Annotated in this window: 15 protein-coding genes and 2 pseudogenes; 4 read left to right on the top strand and 13 right to left on the bottom strand. The window is 53.5% G+C overall.

Annotated elements, in window-relative coordinates; translation table 11 throughout:
• Positions 1-29: 29 nt before the first annotated feature.
• The 3 genes from HMPREF3047_RS04865 to HMPREF3047_RS04855 all read right to left on the bottom strand — a co-directional run bounded on the left by HMPREF3047_RS04865 (position 30) and on the right by HMPREF3047_RS04855 (position 2,724).
• Complete coding sequence (locus HMPREF3047_RS04865; protein WP_049335776.1) at positions 30-458, bottom strand: PTS sugar transporter subunit IIA; 429 nt, start codon at positions 456-458, stop codon at positions 30-32.
• Positions 459-516: 58 nt separating this feature from the next.
• Entirely contained in the window at positions 517-1,080 is a 564-nt protein-coding gene (locus tag HMPREF3047_RS04860) for a hypoxanthine-guanine phosphoribosyltransferase (RefSeq protein ID WP_070712365.1), read from the bottom strand.
• 114 nt (positions 1,081-1,194) lie between these two features.
• Positions 1,195-2,724: an ABC transporter permease gene (locus HMPREF3047_RS04855; RefSeq protein ID WP_070712364.1), complete on the bottom strand. Its 1,530-nt coding sequence runs from the start codon at positions 2,722-2,724 to the stop codon at positions 1,195-1,197.
• A 233-nt stretch (positions 2,725-2,957) separates the two neighbouring features.
• Here HMPREF3047_RS04855 and HMPREF3047_RS04845 point away from each other — a divergent pair.
• Together HMPREF3047_RS04845 and pdxA are read left to right on the top strand one after the other, a co-directional pair.
• Positions 2,958-3,487 (top strand): annotated as a pseudogene (locus HMPREF3047_RS04845) (cytochrome b).
• Positions 3,488-3,642: 155 nt separating this feature from the next.
• Positions 3,643-4,638 carry a 4-hydroxythreonine-4-phosphate dehydrogenase PdxA gene (gene pdxA, locus HMPREF3047_RS04840; protein WP_070712363.1) on the top strand — a complete coding sequence of 332 codons (996 nt, stop codon included), beginning with the start codon at positions 3,643-3,645 and terminating at the stop codon, positions 4,636-4,638.
• A 200-nt stretch (positions 4,639-4,838) separates the two neighbouring features.
• On the opposite strand, the gene HMPREF3047_RS04835 is transcribed toward pdxA, so the two are convergent.
• The 9 genes and pseudogenes from HMPREF3047_RS04835 to galE all read right to left on the bottom strand — a co-directional run bounded on the left by HMPREF3047_RS04835 (position 4,839) and on the right by galE (position 16,625).
• On the bottom strand, positions 4,839-5,834 hold the full coding sequence (locus HMPREF3047_RS04835) for a S49 family peptidase (RefSeq protein ID WP_070712362.1): 996 nt from the start codon (positions 5,832-5,834) through the stop codon (positions 4,839-4,841).
• 54 nt (positions 5,835-5,888) lie between these two features.
• Complete coding sequence (locus tag HMPREF3047_RS04830) at positions 5,889-6,911, bottom strand: lysozyme inhibitor LprI family protein (RefSeq protein WP_070712361.1); 1,023 nt, start codon at positions 6,909-6,911, stop codon at positions 5,889-5,891.
• 105 nt (positions 6,912-7,016) lie between these two features.
• Complete coding sequence (gene gltS, locus HMPREF3047_RS04825; RefSeq protein ID WP_070712360.1) at positions 7,017-8,231, bottom strand: sodium/glutamate symporter; 1,215 nt, start codon at positions 8,229-8,231, stop codon at positions 7,017-7,019.
• Positions 8,232-8,448: 217 nt separating this feature from the next.
• Positions 8,449-9,855, bottom strand: a complete 1,407-nt coding sequence (locus tag HMPREF3047_RS04820) for a tetratricopeptide repeat protein (protein ID WP_070712359.1) — start codon at positions 9,853-9,855, stop codon at positions 8,449-8,451.
• A 367-nt stretch (positions 9,856-10,222) separates the two neighbouring features.
• Positions 10,223-12,858 (bottom strand): annotated as a pseudogene (locus HMPREF3047_RS04815) (capsular polysaccharide biosynthesis protein).
• A gap of 34 nt (positions 12,859-12,892) precedes the next feature.
• Positions 12,893-13,432 (bottom strand): dTDP-4-dehydrorhamnose 3,5-epimerase, encoded by a 540-nt coding sequence (gene rfbC / locus HMPREF3047_RS04810; RefSeq protein WP_070712436.1) that lies wholly within the window; start codon positions 13,430-13,432, stop codon positions 12,893-12,895.
• A 53-nt stretch (positions 13,433-13,485) separates the two neighbouring features.
• Positions 13,486-14,352 carry a glucose-1-phosphate thymidylyltransferase RfbA gene (rfbA, locus tag HMPREF3047_RS04805; protein WP_049332928.1) on the bottom strand — a complete coding sequence of 289 codons (867 nt, stop codon included), beginning with the start codon at positions 14,350-14,352 and terminating at the stop codon, positions 13,486-13,488.
• A 72-nt stretch (positions 14,353-14,424) separates the two neighbouring features.
• On the bottom strand, positions 14,425-15,492 hold the full coding sequence (rfbB, locus tag HMPREF3047_RS04800; protein ID WP_070712358.1) for a dTDP-glucose 4,6-dehydratase: 1,068 nt from the start codon (positions 15,490-15,492) through the stop codon (positions 14,425-14,427).
• A 116-nt stretch (positions 15,493-15,608) separates the two neighbouring features.
• Positions 15,609-16,625 carry a UDP-glucose 4-epimerase GalE gene (galE, locus tag HMPREF3047_RS04795; protein WP_003747972.1) on the bottom strand — a complete coding sequence of 339 codons (1,017 nt, stop codon included), beginning with the start codon at positions 16,623-16,625 and terminating at the stop codon, positions 15,609-15,611.
• 129 nt (positions 16,626-16,754) lie between these two features.
• On the opposite strand from galE, the gene HMPREF3047_RS04790 reads away from it, so the two are divergent.
• Both HMPREF3047_RS04790 and HMPREF3047_RS04785 read left to right on the top strand, forming a co-directional pair.
• Positions 16,755-19,028 carry a Tex family protein gene (locus HMPREF3047_RS04790; protein ID WP_070712357.1) on the top strand — a complete coding sequence of 758 codons (2,274 nt, stop codon included), beginning with the start codon at positions 16,755-16,757 and terminating at the stop codon, positions 19,026-19,028.
• 187 nt (positions 19,029-19,215) lie between these two features.
• Positions 19,216-19,557 (top strand): hypothetical protein, encoded by a 342-nt coding sequence (locus HMPREF3047_RS04785; protein WP_003683849.1) that lies wholly within the window; start codon positions 19,216-19,218, stop codon positions 19,555-19,557.
• Between the two features lie 57 nt (positions 19,558-19,614).
• Here the strand turns inward: HMPREF3047_RS04785 and HMPREF3047_RS04780 are convergent.
• The coding region (locus tag HMPREF3047_RS04780; protein WP_283127037.1) for a LysR substrate-binding domain-containing protein at positions 19,615-19,912 on the bottom strand (298 nt) is incomplete at its 5' end.

The raw sequence follows: 19,912 nt of genomic DNA, 5'->3' as shown, positions 1-19,912 counted from the left end.
GTTCGTAAAGTGAATGTTTTCAGACGGCCTTAGCCGTGTTCTTTGCACACCAGGTCTTCAGGTGCGGATGTAATGGCGAAAATGCCCCGGATGGCGGCTTCTTTGACGGTTTCGGTGAAGTCGGAGAGGTTTTCGGCTTGTGATGAGTATTGGATGGCTTTAATCATCATCGGGGCGTTGAGGCCGGTCAGAATGGCGGATTTGTTTTCGCGCACCAGTCGGCGTGCGGCGTTGCACGGTGTGGCGCCGAAGATGTCGGTCATGATCAGCACGCCGCGGTTGTTGGGAAATTCCTGCAATGCGGCGATGGCGTTGTTGATGATGTCGTTTTGATCCTCATCGGGCTGTACGCCGAGGATGTGGAGATTTTCGGGGAAGCCGTTGGGAAAGAAATGGTCGGCCAAACCGCGATAGGCTTCACCTATGGTTTCATGTGTAATGATTAACAAACCTATCATGATGTGTTCCTATTATTGGGGTTGAGGCCGTCTGAACATCTTTCAGACGGCCTTTGTTTTATTTATTGTTTAAGGCGTAGATTTCGCCGAGGTTGCGCCAGCAGCCGGCGGCATCCATGCCGTAGCCAAAGACGTAGCGGTTGGGTACGTCCAAACCGATATAGTCGGCTTTGGTCGGTTTTTCTTTGTTGATCAGCTTGTTGGCAAACACGGCCGCACGGCAGCTTGCCGCGCCCATTTCCAACAGTTTTTCCTGAATGGCGGCCATGGTGTGGCCTTCATCCAAGATGTCGTCCAGAACGACGACATGACGGCCTTTGATTTGCTCGGGGTCGGGCATGCGTTTCCAGTTGAACGCGCCGCCCGCGAGTTTGTCGCCGTAGCGGGAAACGTGGACGTAGTCAAAGTCAAGAGGGAAGCGCAACAGCGGCAGCAGCTGCCCTGTAAACACCACCGCGCCACCCATGACAGGCAGCAGCAGGGGATATTTGTCGGCCAAGTCGCGGGTGATGTCGTCGGCAACTTTTTGCAGGGCCGCGCGGCATTGTTCTTGGTCAAACAGCAAGTCGGCATTGTCCAGCATGGCTTGGGTTTCAAGGCGTTTGGTTTCTAAGTCGGTCATGATAGGTCGTTTTGGGTACGGTTAAAAACAAATTATATAGCGGATTCAATCAATTTTCGATACAAGGCGCGGCAATAGTGTAGTGAAAGCGAAGGGAATTTGAGCCGACCACGTTCAGACGGCCTTTTGCCCCTCCGCTTCGTCCACCAGCAAAAATGCCGTCAAAGCCAAAGCGGTCAATACCGCCGTCAACACCATCGCCCGTCCGTAATTGTCCGCACCGGCACGTCCAAGATAATCGTAAATCAAAGTGGTCAGCGTCTGCCATTCGGGACGCGACAGGAACAATGTGGCCGCAAATTCGCCGATACAGGTCGCCGAAGCCAAAGTCAGGCCGCGCCGTAAAGCCGGTTTCAATAAAGGCGCGGTGACATAACAGGCCGTCTGAAAAGCGTTTGCGCCCATAGTACGCGCCGCCGCCGCATAATCTTTGGGCAAACCGTCCCATGCGGCCAGTACATCTTTGGCCACAAACGGATACGCCAACAGCGCGTAAGTCGCCGTCAGCAGCCACAGCGAAGCCGTCCACTGCGGATAGAGCAACAAAACGCCAAACGCGATGCACACGGGCGACACCATAAACGGCAAAAACATCAGCGCGCGCAACCACGCCATTTGCCGTGCCGCCGCCGCATACAGCACGCCCAAAACCGTTGCCGCCGCCACGGCTGATGCAGAGAAACGGATGGTGTTCCACACTGCCGCCCAAGTCTGCGCTTCCAGCAAGACTGCCCACGAAGAGCCTGCCGATACCGCCTTGAGCCATACTGCCGCCAAAGGCAGCAGGCAGCACACTGCCAACATGACCAATACCGTTGCCGTCAGCCATTTTTCCCAAGCCCATATCGGCGCACGCGGAGGCAAAGGCGAGACCGACTTATCCACAGCCACGCGCCTGCTCCAATACGCATACAAACCGCCTGCCGCCGCCGTAACCGCCAGCACCAGCCACACCAACACCGACGCACGCGCCATATCCAACTCATACGCCACCAGCCGGTAGATTTCCACTTCCACTGTCGCAAAACGTTCGCCGCCAAGCAGCAAGGCCAGCCCGAAGCCTGAAAAACAATATAAAAATACCAGACACGCGCCGCCGGCAACCCACGCACGCACCACCGGCCACTCGACCCAGACAAACCGCCTCCACGCGTCCGCGCCCAAAGATTGCGCCGACAGCAACCGCGCCTGCGGCACACGCACAAATCCCTGATACGCCGAGCGCACCAAAACCGGCAGGTTGAAAAACACGTTGCCGTAAATCAGCAGCCACGGCGTGTCCTGCCAACCTGCCGCCAGCATACCGTGTGCGCCAAACAAGGCTAGCACGCCCATGCCTGCCACCAAAGTCGGCATCACAAAAGGCAGCATCAGCAGGCGTAAAACCGTGCGCCGTCCGGCAAAGTCCATCCGAGCCAACACCCACGCCGCAGGCACGCCCAAAGCCGTGACCAAGACGCAGGTCAAAATTGCCTGCGCCACCGTCCAGCCCAAGCGCAGGCGCATATAGTCATCAGCCACCACTTCCGCCCAAGCGCCTTCGCCGTCGTAAAACGCCAACGACAGCAAAGGCGCGGCCACCATAATCGCTAAGAAACCTAAAGGCAGAAGCAACAGCGCAAACCGCCGAATCCAAACCTGCATCGATGCGTACCCGAGAATAAAAACGCCTATTTTAGCCCGAGTTCGGTATAGAAGGTGGTATTCCTGCCCTTGTTTTCAGACGGCCCGGGCAGCCTGACGGATAAAACCGCCGTTTCTTCAAATTTTCCAAACATTTACGAAATCTCTTCAAAAAGGCAACATAATTGTTTGGGCATTTTTGTTACAATGCCGCCGATTCAAAAAACCAAACAAATCAAAAACAAGGAAACATTATGACCGCTACACGCCCACAAACCTACGATGCCGTCGCGCGCGCGTTGCACTGGCTGACCGTACTCGGTTTCATCGGCATCCTCTCCACCATTACCGTTTGGACCATCTACGATGGCGAAGAATGGGTCAAATCGCTCTTCGGCGTGCATAAATCCATCGGTTTCATCACGCTGCTGGTAATTGCCGTGCGCATTGTTTGGGCTTTGCTCAATGCGTCCAAACGTCCTGCCGCCGACAGCTTTGCCGCCAAAGCAGGCCACCTTGCCCTTTACGTCCTCATGCTCGCCGTTCCCGTTATCGGCATGATCCGCCAATACGGCGGCGGCCGCGGCCCGTTGAAAGTATTCGGTGTCGAAGTGATGCAGGGTTCGCTGAAAAAATCGAATGGATGTCCAACCTCGGCAATATGGCGCACGGCAAACTCGGCTGGCTGCTCTTCGCGCTTGTCGCCGGCCACATTGTCATGGTTGTCGTCCACCGCATTCAAGGCCACGACGTTTTGTACCGTATGATCGGCCGCCGTTCTTAAGTGTAAAACGGTAAACAGCCAAGGCCGTCTGAAAACAGTTTGACCAAGCAAAACTGTTTTCAGACGGCCTTTTTGTATTTGTGTTAATCTGCAAAAGTAGGTCAGGCATTTTGCCTGATGTTGTTCAAATACTGTAAACCGTACCGAGAAACACCATGACTGCTCCCATTCTCGCCATCACCTCCGGCGAACCGGCCGGCATCGGCCCCGACATCTGCCTTGATTTGGCTTTCGCCGACCTTCCTTGCCGCCCCGTTGTTTTGTGCGATAAAAACCTGTTGGCGCAAAGGGCCGAACAGCTCGGCAAATCCGTCATCCTGCGCGACTTCCAAGCCCAAGCGGCCGATCCGTTGCCCAAGGGCGAACTCGAAGTCCTGCATATTCCCTTAGATGCCGAGTGTCGGGCGGGCGAACTCAATCCTGCCAATGCCGCGTATGTCCTCCGGCTGCTGGATACAGCGTATCAAGGCATTTCAGACGGCCTGTTTGCCGGTATGGTGACCGCGCCGCTGCATAAAGGCATCATCAACGATGCCCACGCAGGCAACGGCTTTTTCAGCGGCCATACCGAATACCTCGCCGAAAAAAACCATACCGAACAAGTCGTCATGATGTTGACCGGCGGCGGCCTGCGTGTGGCGTTGGTGACCACCCATCTGCCGCTGAAAGACATTTCCGCCGCCATCACGAAGCCTTTAATCGAGTCAGTTGTTCGCATTCTTGAACACGACCTGCGCCATAAGTTCGGCATAGCCAAACCGGTCATCCTTGTTACCGGCCTCAATCCCCACGCCGGCGAAGGCGGCCATTTGGGACACGAAGAAATCGACACCATTATTCCGGCACTTCATGCCCTGCAGGCCGAAGGCATAGACGCACGCGGCCCTTATCCGGCCGATACCGTGTTCCAACCCTTCCTGCTTAAAGATGCCGATGTCGTCCTTGCCATGTATCACGACCAAGGGCTGCCGGTGCTCAAATACGCCGGTTTTGGCGAAGGCGTAAATATTACCCTCGGCCTGCCCTTTATCCGCACCTCCGTCGATCATGGCACGGCCTTGAACTTGGCCGGTACGGGCAAAGCCGATTCCGGCAGCCTGATGACCGCCGTCCGCGCCGCGCTCGATATGGCGCACAATATGCAGAAATAGGCCGTCTGAAGCGTGGAGGTTTAATCGTTTGTCGGCGTAAAGTGTTCCTGTAAGAGCATCATCAGGAAATATTTGCCTGCCGATTTGATAAAGCCGATGAGTGTTTGGACAATAATCTGCACTTTATTGGAAAAGCCATATCAAAAGGCCGTCTGAAACCCAGATGTTTAGGGTTTCAGACGGCCTTTCAGTTTTTTGGTTTACCAAATTTCAGATAAAGTTTCTTTGACTTTGGCCTTCACTTCCGCACCGAAGCGGCGGCTGAGCATTTTGCTGAAATCGTCTTGCGGCGTGTAGTTGACCAGTTCGGGGGCTTTGACGACATCGCGGGCAACGCTGTAAATGCTGCCGAAGTCGTCAATCAGGCCAACCTGTTTGGCTTCTTTGCCGGTATAGATGCGGCCGCTGAAAACGTCGGGATACTGTTTGTCTTTCAACCTTGCGCCGCGACCGAGTTTGACGGCTTTGATGAATTCTTGGTGGATATCGCCCAACATGCTTTCCCAGATTTGGGTTTGCGCCGGCGTTTCAGGTGTGAAAGGGTCGCCCATGCCTTTGTTGCTGCCGGCGGTTTTCAGACGGCGTTTGACACCGGCTTTGTCCATCAGGCCGGTAAAGTCGAAACCGCCGCCGATCACGCCGATGCTGCCGACAATGCTGGAAGGGTCGGCGTAGATTTTGTCGGCTGCGGCGGCAATGTAGTAGCAGCCGGAAGCGCACATGTCTTCGGCAACGAGGTAGACAGGGATGTCTTTGTGTTCGGCTTTGAGGCGGCGGACTTCGTTAAAGGCGGTGTTGGACACGACAGGCGAACCGCCGGGGCTGTTGGCGCGAATGATGATGGCTTTGGCGTTGCCGTTGTTGTAGGCGGCTTCCATGCTGTCGCGCAGGATTTGGACTTGGTCGTCGATGTCGTTGCCGATTTCGCCGGTCAGGTTGATAACGGCGGTGTGTTCGCTGCGGGCATGGATACTCGTGGTTTTTCCTTCTTCTTCCGCGAGGCCGAAGATCAGGCTGAGGAAGATGAGGACGGCGACGCCGCGCCAGATATTGCGCCAAATGCGGGCGCGGCGCTGTTCTTGGTAGGCGGCGAGGAGGACTTCGCGCAGGGTGTTGCGCTCCCAGTTGTCTACGGGTGTGGAGGCTGAAGATGGTGTGTTTTGGGCATCGCCTTCACGGTGGATTCGGTATTGCATGATGTGATGTGCTTTCTTGTAGGCCGTCTGAATGTTCAGACGGCCTTATCGGTTTTAGTTGATGGAATAGCCGCGCAGGTATTGCGTACGTTCGCGGGTCATGCGGGTTTCACACTGTAAGCGCAGGTATTCTGCTTGTGCGGCGTTGTCTGCGGACGCGGCGGCTTGTTGGCAGTTAAGTTTTTTGCTTTGAATCCAGGCGCGTTGTTCGCCGAGGATTTGTTGTTTGACATCGCTGTCCATGCCGCCCCAGAGGTCGTTGATCTCGCCGTCTGCCTGACGGTTTTGCGCGCGCGCGTTGTCGAGTTCGCTTTGGCTGAGGCCGGGCGGCTCGTTGCGCGGAGTTTCATGGTCAGGACGCAGGACTTCGTAGTCTGAATTGTCGTCATCATCGGTCAAGCCGACAGCTTGGCTGGCGGCGTTGTTTTCAAGGATGTCTTGCGGATCAACAGTCGGTGGCTCTTCCGTGTTTGGGTTTTGCAGCAGCTTGATGGCCTGCTCTTTGGATACGGGTTTGCCGTCTATCATGACGATGCTTTTCACGCCGTAAGGCAGCAGGGTGGCGGAAAGGGTTTGGGCTGTGGTGCTCAGGGTGTTGTCTTCGAGAACCAGTTTGCCGTCTTTGTCGGGGGTATAGAGCAGGGTGGTGCTGAACGTGTTGTTTTCAAAAGTCAGGGTGCTGCCCATTAGTTTTTGTTCGAGCATGTCGGACAACGGGGTGTTGCCGTAAATCAGCGGGCTGTTGTCTATAGCCGTTTTGAGGATGGTGTCGGGAATGCGGATTTTGAGGTTGGCGCGGCAGATGGCTTTGCCGTTGTCTTCGGTCTCTTTGGCGTCTTCAAGCAGGGTTTCTAATTCGAGGCCGGCGGCGATGATTTTGTCGGCATCAACGAATTGGCGGCTGTCATTGCGGGCAAAGGAGCGCGCTTGTTGTTTGAGGGTGTCTTCGATGGTGGTACGGATGTTTTGCAGTGTGGCCGGTTGGGCGCAATCAAGCGCGACTTTCGGCTCTTCTTTGCTGCATGCGGCAAGAAGAATCGTGCTTAAAATCAATACGGAAGCGGTTTTTTTGTACATGGGTACTCCTGAAGATGACGGCCTTTCAGACGGCCTGACGTGCCTATCATAACAAAAGCACTTGCAGCAAGTAAATGCGGCAAGTGCTTTTCTATGTTAGACGTATCAGCCTTTGATGACGCTGACAAAGCCGGAGAGGATGGCGGCGTTGATCAAGTCAACGAAGAATGCACCCACCATAGGCACAATCAGGAAGGCTTTGTGCGACGGGCCGAAGGTTTGGGTCAGGGACTGCATGTTGGCAACGGCGGTCGGGGTGGCACCCAAACCGAAGCCGCAGTGACCGGCCGCCAATACGGCAGAGTCGTAATCGCGACCCATGAAGACGTAGGTAACGAAAGTGGCATACAGAATCATCACGACGGTTTGTACAGCCAAGATGATGGTCACAGGGCCTGCCAGACCGGTCAACTCCCACAGTTTCAGGTTCAGAAGAGCCATGGCAAGGAAGAGTGACAGGGAAGCATTGCCGAAGACGTCGATGGCGCGGTCAAACATATTGACTTTGAAGGCTGCGGTCAGGACGTTGCGGATGACCACACCAGCAAACAGACACCATACGAATTTAGGCAAGTCGAAGAAGGCTTTGTCGTAGCCATCCACGATTTCGGCAAATGCCAAACAGCCGGCAAACATAGCCAAGGTTTCGACAGCAGACTCGGCAGTAATCAGGCGGGTGCGCTGTGCTTGTTCGAAGATGTCGTCGGCAGCATCGTTGTCGTCGGATTTGGCAGTTTTGACGACAGGTTTACGGCCCAATTTGTTGATCAGACGGCGTGCAACAGGACCACCGATCAAACCGCCGAATACCAGGCCGAATGTTGCAGAAGCCATACCTAAGCCGGTTGCGCCGGTCAGGCCGAATTTGCTTTCAAAGTCAGGACCCCATGCACCGGCAGTACCGTGACCGCCGGTCAGGGTAATCGAACCGGTAATCAGGCCAATCAGCGGATCCAAGCCCAATGCGCTCGCCAAGCCGACACCGACGAAGTTTTGGACGATGATGAATGCACCCACCACGGCGGTAAAGATAACCAAAGGCAAACCGCCCGCTTTCAGACGGGAGAAGTCGGCGCTCAAACCGATGGATGTAAAGAAGATAAGCATGAATGCATCTTGCAGCGGTTTTTCAAATTTGAAGCTGACGCCGTAGGCTTCGTGCAGGGCGAACAGGACGATAGCGGCAATCAAACCGCCGGCGACCGGCTCGGGAATATTGAAGTCTCTTAAGAATTTGATTTTTTGAACCAGAAATTTACCAACCAGCAACACGAGTGTGGCGGCAATCAGTGTGTAATAACTGTTGAATTCCCATTCCATGTTGTTTCACCTCCTAGAAATGTTTTTCCGAGCATCCGTTTTTGTTCCGGATGTAGTGTGTTTCAACGCTTGGCGTTATCCGCCGAGTGTCATGGTATTGATGCGCGAACAAGGCGTTTTCAGAAAGAAATGAAAACAATGACGTGTCCGTGAAAAATAACTGGCAAATATTAGGGGAATAGTTAAAGATTGTCAAAAAATGCGAGTGTAAATATTTTCAGACGGCCTTTTGCCCGATGGCATGGTGCACTTCGCGGCGCCATTGTTCTAATAGGGATGTTAATGATTCGGCCGAAGTGTGGCCATTGCTGATGGCGGCCTGCAGCCAGTAGCAGGCGGTCGGAACATGGCAGCTTACACCTTGCCCGTGATAGTAAAAACAGGCGAGGTGGTATTGGGCGGAAGGGTGGTTTTGTTCGGCAGCGATGGCGTACCAGTGTGCAGCCGCCCGAGGGTCTTGCGCCGTACCGAGGCCGTAATGGTAGATGCAGCCTAAGGCTGCCGCCGCGTCTTTATGGTGGAACTCGGCGGCTTCCATGTAATTCTTACGCGCGGCATTGTAGTCGGCGGGACGGCCGATGGCGTGGGCTTGTGCTTCCGCCAAACGGTAGATGGTTTCGGTTTGTTGCTGTTGCAGGGCGGCTGTTTTGATTTGTTCGTATTGTTGCGGATGGTACAGCGCGGCGTCGCTGATGAGTTTTTGTGCCGCGGCGGCAGAACCCAGCGCGGCGGCACGGTGGTAGTAATCGTGCGCGATATGGTTGTCGGCTTTGATGCCAAGGCCGTAGCGGTAGAGGTCGCCCATGATTTTCAGCGCTTCGGGATGGTTTTTCTCGGCGGCGGCTTTGGCGTAGCGTGCCGCTTGGAACGGGTCTCGTTCGGAAAGTTCGCCGGTTAGGGCATATTGGGCCAGCTTGGCCTGTGCTTCCGCTTGCTCCTTATCGGCGGCACGACGATACCATTCTAAGGCTTCGGGTTTACGTTGGGCGGCAAGAAGGTCGGCCAGCAGGGTTTGTGCGGCGATATGGCCGGCTTGCGCGGCTTGTTCGAGGTATTGTTCGGCTTGTGCGTGGTCGGGGCTGATGCCTGTGCCGTAGAAGTAGATTTGACCGAGTTGCCAGCAGGCTGCAGTTACGCCGAGCGCGGCCGCTTTTTCGTATTGTTCGATGGCTGTTTCAACGTTGCCTTGGCGTTGATGATGGCGCGCCAGATGGTAATACGCAGGCGCCGCATATCGGGCGGCGGCAAGCTCTGCCCAGTAGAGCGATTGTGGGTCGTTGCGTTGCGCGTGGTAACGCATGAGGATTAATTGGGCTTCGAGGTGACCTTGCTCACCCAGCCAGGCGTATTCGTTAAGAAGCTGTCCGGTCGGGGTGCCGTTGTGTTCGCGTTGTTGCAGCAGGGAGAAGAGTGCTTTGGGATGGCGTTGGGCCGCGGCGGCTTCCAACCATGGAAGTGCCTGCTCCGGATGACCATTTTGCAGCAGATGGTTGCCCAATACAAAAGCAGCTTTCGTATATCCCTGCTCTGCGGCCTGTTGCAGCAGGGGCAGGGCTTGGGCGGTATTGGATTGTTCCAAAAGGGCGGCGGCTTGCCGGTAGAGGATATCAGGAGCGGCGGTCATGGTTTCCGGGCGGATATAAAGTGGAAGACGGATGCTGCGGCATATGGGCGGCGATACCGGTTGAGGGCTTTGTAAAAATTTTGCTCGGCATAGTTTTGTAGAGTGTATTGCCTTGCTGGCTTATCTTTAGGATGTTTGGCTTGTTATATTGTTTTGCCTGGGGATACATCCATATTTTGTGCGTTATTAAGGCCTCAGCTTGAGTCGGTATGCGCTCATGACAGCTCGGTCATTATACTGTTTTTGTAATTTATTGTTAATGATAAATGCAGGTTTTTGTGTTTTATTTACATGGCAGTAGCTAAGGTATTGATTGTTTCAGGCCGTCTGAAATGTTTTCAGACGGCCTGAACTTTCCTTCGCTAAGTCAGGTTGTCGGTATGGAAGAGTCGGATGTGTCTTTGTTGGGGAAAAACACCTGACTGTAGAAGTTGCCGTTAATTTGGGTCACGTTGAGGTGGTACATACGGTAGGCATGGAACAGGTTGCTGTCAGGCGGTGTCGGATGATTCCAAAATTCTGCCAAGGTATTTTGGTCAGTAATGCCGGGAATATCATAATAGGCACGGCCGAGCACTTTGACAGGCATATTGTGTATCAGTCCGGACAGGCCGCTGGTGCTGTTGATGGTGACCATGCCGAGGCCGTGGCGCAGGAAAACGGGCAGGGGGACATCATGGACGTAAGTCACGCGGCCTTTGAGTTCGGGGTGTTCTTTGATAAAGCGTTTAATGTCGCGCCAGTAGTCGATAAAGCCGCGGTCCATCGGATGATGCTTGATGATGAGGTTGGTATCGGCAGGAGCGTGTTCGGCAAAGGAGCTCAAAACATGGAGCAGGAAGCTGCGGACACTGGGAAAGTCGCAATGGATACGGACTTGGCTGTCGTTGAATACCTGTAAGGGAACAATAAAAAACTTGCCGTATTTGCCTGCTTCCACACGTTTGGCGATTTGAATGTCTTCAATATAGTAGTTCAAACGCTTGAGGATGGAGAGCGACCACAGTTTGAGGTAATGGCCGGCATTGGGTGCGCGGTGGTGGATGTAGTCGGGGTAGTGGATGAGCGTGCCTGCAATCAGCTGCCAAAGCTCAAGCCTGCGGCTGCGGCGCGGAATGGGCAGCAGATCTTGGGTAAGCCCCCAACCTGCGTAAAAAGGCAGGCCGTAGCAGCTGACTTTTTTGCCACGCAACAAGGCTTCAAAACCGGTCAGCGAAGTCATGGTGTGAACTTCGTCTGCGTATTGGAGACAGGTCAGGATATCGGCTTGTTCGGCGGTTTGGTCGGCATATTGTGCAGCATCTTCAGGAGAAATATGGCCGATGCGGTTACCGCTGACTACATCGGGATGCGGTTTGTAGATGATATAGGCATCGGGATTGCGTTCGCGTACGGTACGGAGCAGATCCAGATTGCGATAGATTTGGGGCGAACCGTAGCGGATAGACGCGTCATCCTCAACCTGGCCGGGAACGAGAATCACGGTTTTGTTGGTTGATGGGGCGGTAAAGTCTGAGTTGCCGACGTTGTATTTGCTGATGTGGTTTTCGGTCAGCATTTTTTGCAGTTTCAAGGCTGTCTGAAAGTCTTGATCGTCGAAGTTTTGGTTTTGCAGGATGTGTTCAAGACGGGACGGGGTTTCGGCGTTGAAATAAATGCCTATATCGTCGGTAACGAGCGACAGCGGTGGGACTAAATTAGAACCAAGCCCGACCGAGCGGATAAAGCCGTCTTCCATGCGCAACAGGGGGATGTGGTGTTGTTCGGCAAAACGGACGATGGCCTCTTTGCCGTTGCCCCAAGCAAGGATGTGTGCATGGTCGGACAGTTTGACCCCGGCCAGTTTTTGGGTGGAGGAGATAAATTTCAGACGGCATGAGGGTACGTTAAAGAACGGTTTGGCAACCGCGCGTTTCCACAAAGACATGCCGACGCAATACAACTCGCCACGCAATTTGTCGTTTTTGCGTTTGACCGTCGCCAGATAGTCGATGACATCAAAGAGGCTGCCTGCTTCGCCGGTATTGGGATTGAGGTAGCGGCTGTATTGCAGATAGGCTGCTGCGAAGAGCTGCAGCAAGTTGCGGGGGCGCGGCGTTGGGTTTGAACAAGGCTGCCGATTTTGGGATGGCGGTCGTTGCTTACGCCCCATCCGGCGTACCACGGCAGGCCGAAGGTGGTCAGTGGTTTGCCGCACAAAAGCGCCTCAAAACCCATTTGCGAGGTAACGCAATAAACCTTATCGACGTTTTGCAACAAAGAAATCGGATTGATGTCTTCTGCCAAAAGATGGACGCGGTGTTGCTGCGCCAGTTGGGTCAGATAGCCTTGTTTTTTGCCGCACAAAACATCGGGATGGGTTTTTACCCAGATATCGGCTTGCGGGTTTTCATTCAAGGCCGTCTGAAACATCAGTTCAAACGTAGAGGCGTCTGCGCCGCCATATTGGATGGCCATATCGCCGAAGGTTTGGTCGATGATGAGGACGGTTTCGGGTTTGGATGGGGAACGTAAAGGATGATCTTCTGAAAGTTCGGGCGCGTGGTTGTATTTGGACAGGTGGTGTTGCAGGATGAAATCCATCGCCTGTTGCGCTTGAGCCAAGGTTTCAGACAGCATGGTATCGGCGGCGAGAATCAGTTGTTCCAAACGTGAAGGACGGGTGGTGTCGTAGTAGATGCCGATATCGTCATAGACGATGGAATAGGGCGGATAACCGGAGACGCCCAGTCCGAGCGAGCGTAAAAAACCGTCTTCCAATGCAATAAAGGGAAGCCGGTGTTCAGCGGCGAAAGTACGCGCTTTGTGTGTCGTCGGGCGCAAACCCCAGCCGACGACAGTCTCTGTACCTTTTCCATCTTTGCAGATATGAAACTCAGGCAATAGGGTGGAGAGATGGGGAATTTTGCGGATGCCGCGAGAGGGAATGTAGGCGTTTTTCACAATGCGTTTTCGTCGATTATTGTTATTAATAGATTGTAGGCCGTCTGAAAAGAGGAGCATTCTTTCAGACGGCCTGAATTATTTTTAAAACTTTTTAAAACGTGACTGCTTCAGCCAATACTTTGCCGGCCAAGTCTTTAGGCGACAGATTCGGCTCGCCTTGCAGCGGCCAGTCGATACCGACGGTCGGATCATTCCAAATCAGCGAGTGTTCGGCTTTGGGGTTGTAATAGTCTGTGCATTTGTAGACGAACTCGGCTTCAACGCTCAGTACATAGAAGCCGTGAGCGAAACCTTCGGGTACCCACAGTTGGCGTTTGTTTTCTGCGGACAGAATCTCGCCTACCCATTTGCCGAAAGTGGGGGAGTCTTTACGCATATCGACGGCCACGTCGAATACTTCGCCGACAACCACGCGCACGAGTTTGCCTTGAGTGTTTTCAGTTTGATAGTGCAGGCCGCGCAATACGCCTTTGCTGGATTTGGAGTGGTTTTCCTGCACGAAGGTGCGGTCGCAGATTTGGGTTTTGAACCACTCGTCGCGGAAGGTTTCCATAAAAAAGCCACGCGAGTCGCCGAAGACTTGGGGCTCAAGCAGTTTTACGTCAGGAATGGCGGTATCAATGATGTTCATCGTTTTATCTTTCATCTAAAGGCCGTCTGAAAAGTTTCAGACGGCCTCAAACATTATTTTTTCAACAGGCGCAGCAAATATTGGCCGTATTGGTTTTTCGCCATCGGGCGCGCCAGCTCTTCCAGTTTTTCATCAGAAAGCCAACCGTTGCGCCAAGCGATTTCTTCCAGGCAGGCGATTTGCAGGTCTTGGATGTTTTGCACGGTTTGGACGAATGAAGCAGCTTCGTGCAGGCTCTCGTGAGTGCCGGTGTCCAGCCATGCAAAACCGCGTCCCAAAAGTTGCACCGACAATGAACCGTCTTCCAAATACATTTGGTTGAGATCGGAAATTTCCAATTCGCCGCGGGCGGACGGTTTGATTTGTTTGGCGAACTCGACAACGCGTTGGTCATAGAAGTACAAGCCGGTTACCGCCCAATCGGATTTGGGCTGTTGCGGTTTCTCTTCGATAGACAGGGCGTTGAAATTTTCGTCAAATTCGACTACGCCGAAACGTTCGGGGTCTTTGACCTGATAACCGAATACGGTTGCGCCGTGGGTCTTGGCGGCGGCCTGTTTCAATGTTTGCGTAAACGATTGGCCGTAGAAAATATTGTCGCCCAAAACCAAGCAAACATTGTCGTTGCCGATAAATTCTTCGCCGATGATAAATGCCTGTGCCAAGCCGTCCGGACTGGGTTGCACGGCATAGCTGATGGAAATGCCGAAATCGCTGCCGTCGCCGAGCAGGCGTTTGAAAGAGGCGTTGTCTTCGGGCGTGGTAATCACCAAAATATCGCGGATTCCTGCCAGCATCAATACGGACAGGGGATAGTAAATCATGGGTTTGTCATATACGGGCAGCAGTTGTTTGGATACGCCGCGCGTGATGGGGTAGAGGCGTGTGCCGCTGCCGCCGGCAAGGATGATGCCTTTCATGGGTTTTCTCCTGAGTAGTGTGTGTTTGCGTGATTTTCAGACGGCCTAATATGGGACAGGCCGTCTGAAAACTTATTTTCCAGTGCCTAAACGTTCTAAACGGTAGCTGCCGTTCAATACGTTTTGCCACCAGGTTTTGTTGTCCAAATACCATTGTACTGTTTTGCGAATGCCGGATTCGAATGTTTCCTGCGGTTTCCAGCCCAGCTCCCTGCCGATTTTGGCAGCGTCGATGGCGTAGCGCACGTCATGGCCGGGGCGGTCTTGTACGAAAGTAATCAAATCTTCATAACGCGCCACGCCGGCCGGTTTTTCAGGAACAAGCTCTTCCAGCAGGGTGCAGATGGTTTTGACGACTTCAATATTGGCTTTTTCATTGTGGCCGCCGATATTGTAGGTCTCGCCGACAACACCTTCGGTAACAACCTGATACAGCGCGCGCGCGTGGTCTTCGACAAACAGCCAGTCGCGAATTTGCATACCGTCGCCGTAAACAGGTAACGGTTTGCCGTCAAGCGCGTTCAGAATCATCAAAGGAATGAGTTTTTCCGGGAAATGGTAGGGGCCGTAGTTGTTGGAGCAGTTGGTTACAATGGTCGGCAAACCGTAAGTACGCAACCATGCGCGGACGAGGTGGTCGCTGGACGCTTTAGAGGCAGAGTAGGGGCTGGATGGCGCGTATGGCGTGGTCTCGGTAAACAAATCGTCTGTGCCGTGTAAATCGCCATAGACTTCATCGGTGGAAATATGGTGGAAGCGGAAGGCTTCGCGTTTTTCAGACGGCATTTGTTGCCAGTAGGCGCGGGCCACTTCAAGCAGATTGAATGTGCCGACGATATTGGTTTGGATAAACTCGCCTGCCGAATCGATAGAGCGGTCGACATGGCTTTCCGCAGCCAAGTGCATCACAGCATCAGGCTGGTGTTGTGCGAATACGCGGTCGAGTTCGGCGCGGTCGCAAATATCCACTTGCTCAAAAGCATAGCGAGGATTGCTTGCTACCTCAGTCAAAGATTCCAAATTGCCGGCATAAGTCAGCTTATCGACATTGACGACAGAGTCTTGGGTGTTTTGGATAATATGACGGACAACGGCAGAACCGATAAAGCCTGCGCCACCGGTAACAAGGATTTTTTTCATAAGTTTCAGAGGATAGTCAAAATAATATAAACAGATTATAGCAGACAGAAAGTGTGTTTTTCAGATAAAGAGGCCGTCTGAAAACATCTCTTTCAGACGGCCTGTATCAGGTCAACTTAATCGTCGTAGCCATTTGGATTGTTGCTGACCCAACGCCATGAGTCTTCCATCATCTGCGCCAAATCGCGCTTGGTTTCCCAACCGGTCTGCGCTTTGGTGTAGGCGGGATCGGCGTAGAAACAGGCCAAATCGCCATCGCGACGCGGTTTGATTTGGAACGGAATAGTCAAACCGGAGGCTGCCTCAAAGGCACGGATGATTTCCAATACCGAATAAGCACGTCCCGAACCCAAATTAAACAGGTGTACGCCCGACACATCGCTTTTCGCCTGCATGGCCGCCACATGGCCTTCCGCCAAATCCATCACATGGATATAGTCGCGCATACCCGTACCGTCTGGGGTAGGGTAGTCATCGCCGAAAACCGACAATTGCGGCAGCTTGCCTGAAGCCACTTGGCAGATATAAGGCAGCAGATTGTTTGGGATACCGTTTGGCTGCTCGCCGATCAAACCGCTTTCATGCGCACCGATAGGGTTGAAATAGCGCAACAAAATCACGCTCCAGCGCGGATCGGCCTTTTGGATATCCGTCAAAATGCGCTCCACCATAGACTTGGACGTACCGTAAGGGCTGGTCGTATCCCCCGGTTGCATATCTTCCGTATAAGGTACTTTACCCGGATCGCCGTAAACCGTAGCAGATGAGCTGAACACAATCTTAAATACGCCGGCACGCGCCATTTCTTCAGCCAAAACCAAGCTGCCCGACACATTGTTGTCGTAGTATTTCATTGGTTCGGCCACGCTTTCACCGACGGCCTTCAAGCCGGCAAAATGGATGACGGCATCAATATCGTGTTCTGCAAAGATTTGACGCAACACTTCACGATCACGGATATCCCCTTGATAAAAAGGCACAGACTTGCCGGTAATCTTTTCCAAGCGCGGGAGGATATTGGCAGACGAATTGCACAAATTGTCCAAAATCACAGCATTAAAGCCTGATTTCAGCAGGGAAACAACGGTATGGGAACCGATAAAGCCGGTACCGCCGGTGATAAGAATAGTCATTGGTTTTCCTTATACAGCATATGTTATCTTGTTTTGAATGAAGTGTATCAGTATTATCCTTTGTCTTCCCAAAAATTATCTTACGTTGTGCTGTCCTATCAATCGTTCAGATGGAATATGAAGGAATATATGAACATTACCCAAATTCTCTCCCAAGAACTCTCCGCCACTACCGCGCAAATTAATGCCGCTATTGAGCTTTTAGATGACGGCGCGACCGTCCCCTTTATTGCACGTTACCGTAAAGAAGCTACAGGCGGGCTGGATGATACGCAGCTGCGTCAGCTTGCCGAGCGGTTGCAATATCTGCGCGAATTGGAAGATCGCAAAGCCGTTGTTTTAAAAAGCATTGAAGAGCAAGGCAAGCTTTCAGGCGACCTCAGGGAGCAAATCGAAGCAGCCGACAACAAAACCGCGCTGGAAGACCTGTATTTGCCCTACAAACCCAAACGCCGCACTAAAGCGCAAATCGCGCGTGAACACGGTTTGCAGCCGCTGGCGGATGTGTTGCTTGCCGAGCAGCCGCAGGACGTGGAAGCCGCCGCGCAAGGCTACTTGAACGAAAACGTTCCAGATACCAAAGCCGCGCTGGACGGCGCGCGCGCAATTCTGATGGAGCAGTTTGCCGAAGACGCGGAACTCATCGGCACGCTGCGCGATAAGTTGTGGAACGAAGCCGAAATCCACGCGCAAGTCGTTGAAGGCAAAGAAACCGAAGGCGAAAAATTCAGTGATTATTTCGACCATCGCGAATCCATCTGCACTATGCCCAGCCACCGCGCGCTGGCGGTTTTGCGCGGCCGCAATGAAGGCGTGTTGAACATCGCGCTCAAATACCAGCCCGACGACACGCCGATTACGCAGCAAAGTGAATACGAGCAAATCATCGCCCGCCGCTTTAAGGTTTCAGACGGCCACAAATGGCTGCGCGACACCGTGCGCCTGACTTGGCGCGCGAAAATCTTTTTGTCGCTGGAACTCGAAGCCCTAAATCGTTTGAAAGAAGCCGCCGATACCGACGCGATTACCGTGTTCGCCCGCAATCTCAAAGACTTGCTGCTCGCTGCACCTGCCGGACGGCTGACCACGCTGGGTCTCGACCCCGGCTACCGCAACGGCGTGAAATGCGCCGTGGTGGACGACACGGGCAAGCTGCTGGATACCGTCATCGTCTATTTGCACCAAGAAAACAATATGTTGGCAACGCTGTCGCGCCTGATTAAACAACACAGCGTGAAGCTCATCGCCATCGGCAACGGCACCGCCAGCCGCGAAACCGACAAAATCGCGGGCGAACTGGTGCGCGGAATGCCGGAAATGGGGCTGCACAAAATCGTCGTGTCCGAAGCCGGCGCATCGATTTATTCCGCGTCCGAACTGGCGGCGCGCGAGTTCCCCGACTTGGACGTTTCCCTGCGCGGCGCGGTATCCATCGCCCGCAGGCTGCAAGACCCGCTTGCCGAGTTGGTCAAAATCGACCCCAAATCCATCGGCGTGGGCCAGTATCAGCACGACGTGAACCAAAGCCAGCTCGCCAAATCGCTGGACGCGGTGGTCGAAGACTGCGTGAACGCCGTCGGCGTGGACGTGAACACTGCCTCCGCCCCGCTCTTGGCGCGGATTTCCGGTTTGAATCAAACTCTTGCCCAAAACATCGTCGCCTACCGCGATGAAAACGGCGCGTTCGACAGCCGCAAAAAATTGCTGAAAGTGCCGCGTTTGGGCGAAAAAACCTTCGAGCAGGCGGCAGGCTTTTTGCGGATTAACGGCGGCAAAGAGCCGCTGGACGCGAGCGCCGTCCACCCTGAAGCCTATCCTGTCGTCGCCAAAATGCTGGCGCAACAAGGCATCAGCGCCGCCGAACTCATCGGCAACCGCGAGCGCGTGAAGCAAATCAAAGCGTCCGACTTCACCGACGAACGCTTCGGTCTGCCGACCATTCTGGACATCCTGTCTGAGCTGGAAAAACCCGGCCGAGATCCGCGCGGCGAGTTTCAGACGGCCTCCTTTGCCGAAGGCATTCACGAAATCAACGACTTGCAAGTCGGCATGATACTCGAAGGCGTGGTTTCTAACGTCGCCAACTTCGGCGCGTTTGTGGACATCGGCGTCCATCAAGACGGCTTGGTGCACATCTCCGCCTTGTCCAATAAGTTCGTCCAAGACCCGCGCGAAGTCGTGAAAGCCGGAGATGTGGTGAAAGTGAAAGTGCTGGAAGTCGATGCCGCCAGAAAACGCATTGCGTTAACCATGCGTTTGGATGACGAACCGGGCAGTGCCGCCAAAGGCAACAGGCCGTCTGAAACCCGACATCAAGAACGCCGCGACCGTAAACCCCAACGCAACGAGCGAGCCCCAACCAATTCGGCAATGGCGGATGCGTTTGCGAAGTTGAAGCGTTAAGGTAGAAAACCAATTGAAGGCCGTCTGAAAAGTGATGTTCAGACGGCCTTTATCGTATGGGGCGAATTAGATAATTGGTGGAATGGATATAGTGCTGCGCCCGTTGCATTTTGTAGTAGCTATCTGCAAATAAGCGTATAGTTCCAAATGTCACAAACCCATCATCACAACTTTAGGAGTTCAAACCATGAAACCTGTTTTGTTTGCCGCGCTGATTTCCTGTTTCTCCGTTGCTGCATATGCGGCTTGTACCGACAGCCAGCAACAGTGCGTGATTTATAAAAACGGCAACGTCGCGACAGAAGGCGGCTGTACAGTCAGCAAGTGCCAAAGTGCCGATGCGCAAGTGTTGAAATGGAAGTTGAAAAACGGCAAAGGCGTAACCGTTGAAATCGGTAAAAACGGTAAGGTTTTGGTGAACAAGAAACCGGGTGCGAAAGCGAACAACAGCAATGCGTCAGGCATGGGTTTGACATGCTATGCCGCCGATGCGGACAAACGCGAACAGTTCTGCTCGACCAATTATTGATTGGATTGTTGCTTTGATTAAAGGCCGTCTGAAAAGTGTTTCGGACGGCCTTGATGTTTATCCTTCCGATATTTTTTCATTGAGAAAGTCGATAAAGCTGCGCACTTTCGCACTGAGAAATGCCCTGTCGACATAGGTGGCGTTCAGTTGGTCTGTCCAGATGGTGTAATCGGGCAGGAGTTGGACCAATGTGCCGTCCTTCAATTCCTGCTGGACTGCCCAAAGGGGCTGATAGCCTATGCCTACTCCTGCTTTAATCAGCTCGCGGATCATCAGTGTATTGTCGCTGCGGATAACGGGGGAGAGGTGGAGAATGGCTTTTTCTCCGGTGTGGTTTGGCCGCTGACTTGTCCTT

The organism is Neisseria sp. HMSC075C10, from assembly GCF_001815615.1.
Taxonomy (GTDB): domain Bacteria; phylum Pseudomonadota; class Gammaproteobacteria; order Burkholderiales; family Neisseriaceae; genus Neisseria; species Neisseria subflava_A.
The sequence above is the reverse complement of the archived record's forward strand: the minus strand, read 5'-3'. Positions and strand labels throughout refer to the sequence as shown.

Coding starts and splice junctions, on each gene's coding strand:
- HMPREF3047_RS04865 (WP_049335776.1), bottom strand. CDS start 458: ATGATAGGTTTGTTAATCATTACACATGAAACCATAGGTGAAGCCTAT.
- HMPREF3047_RS04860 (WP_070712365.1), bottom strand. CDS start 1,080: ATGACCGACTTAGAAACCAAACGCCTTGAAACCCAAGCCATGCTGGAC.
- HMPREF3047_RS04855 (WP_070712364.1), bottom strand. CDS start 2,724: ATGCAGGTTTGGATTCGGCGGTTTGCGCTGTTGCTTCTGCCTTTAGGT.
- pdxA (WP_070712363.1), top strand. CDS start 3,643: ATGACTGCTCCCATTCTCGCCATCACCTCCGGCGAACCGGCCGGCATC.
- HMPREF3047_RS04835 (WP_070712362.1), bottom strand. CDS start 5,834: ATGCAATACCGAATCCACCGTGAAGGCGATGCCCAAAACACACCATCT.
- HMPREF3047_RS04830 (WP_070712361.1), bottom strand. CDS start 6,911: ATGTACAAAAAAACCGCTTCCGTATTGATTTTAAGCACGATTCTTCTT.
- gltS (WP_070712360.1), bottom strand. CDS start 8,231: ATGGAATGGGAATTCAACAGTTATTACACACTGATTGCCGCCACACTC.
- HMPREF3047_RS04820 (WP_070712359.1), bottom strand. CDS start 9,855: ATGACCGCCGCTCCTGATATCCTCTACCGGCAAGCCGCCGCCCTTTTG.
- rfbC (WP_070712436.1), bottom strand. CDS start 13,432: ATGAACATCATTGATACCGCCATTCCTGACGTAAAACTGCTTGAGCCC.
- rfbA (WP_049332928.1), bottom strand. CDS start 14,352: ATGAAAGGCATCATCCTTGCCGGCGGCAGCGGCACACGCCTCTACCCC.
- rfbB (WP_070712358.1), bottom strand. CDS start 15,492: ATGAAAAAAATCCTTGTTACCGGTGGCGCAGGCTTTATCGGTTCTGCC.
- galE (WP_003747972.1), bottom strand. CDS start 16,625: ATGACTATTCTTATCACCGGCGGTACCGGCTTTATCGGTTCCCATACC.
- HMPREF3047_RS04790 (WP_070712357.1), top strand. CDS start 16,755: ATGAACATTACCCAAATTCTCTCCCAAGAACTCTCCGCCACTACCGCG.
- HMPREF3047_RS04785 (WP_003683849.1), top strand. CDS start 19,216: ATGAAACCTGTTTTGTTTGCCGCGCTGATTTCCTGTTTCTCCGTTGCT.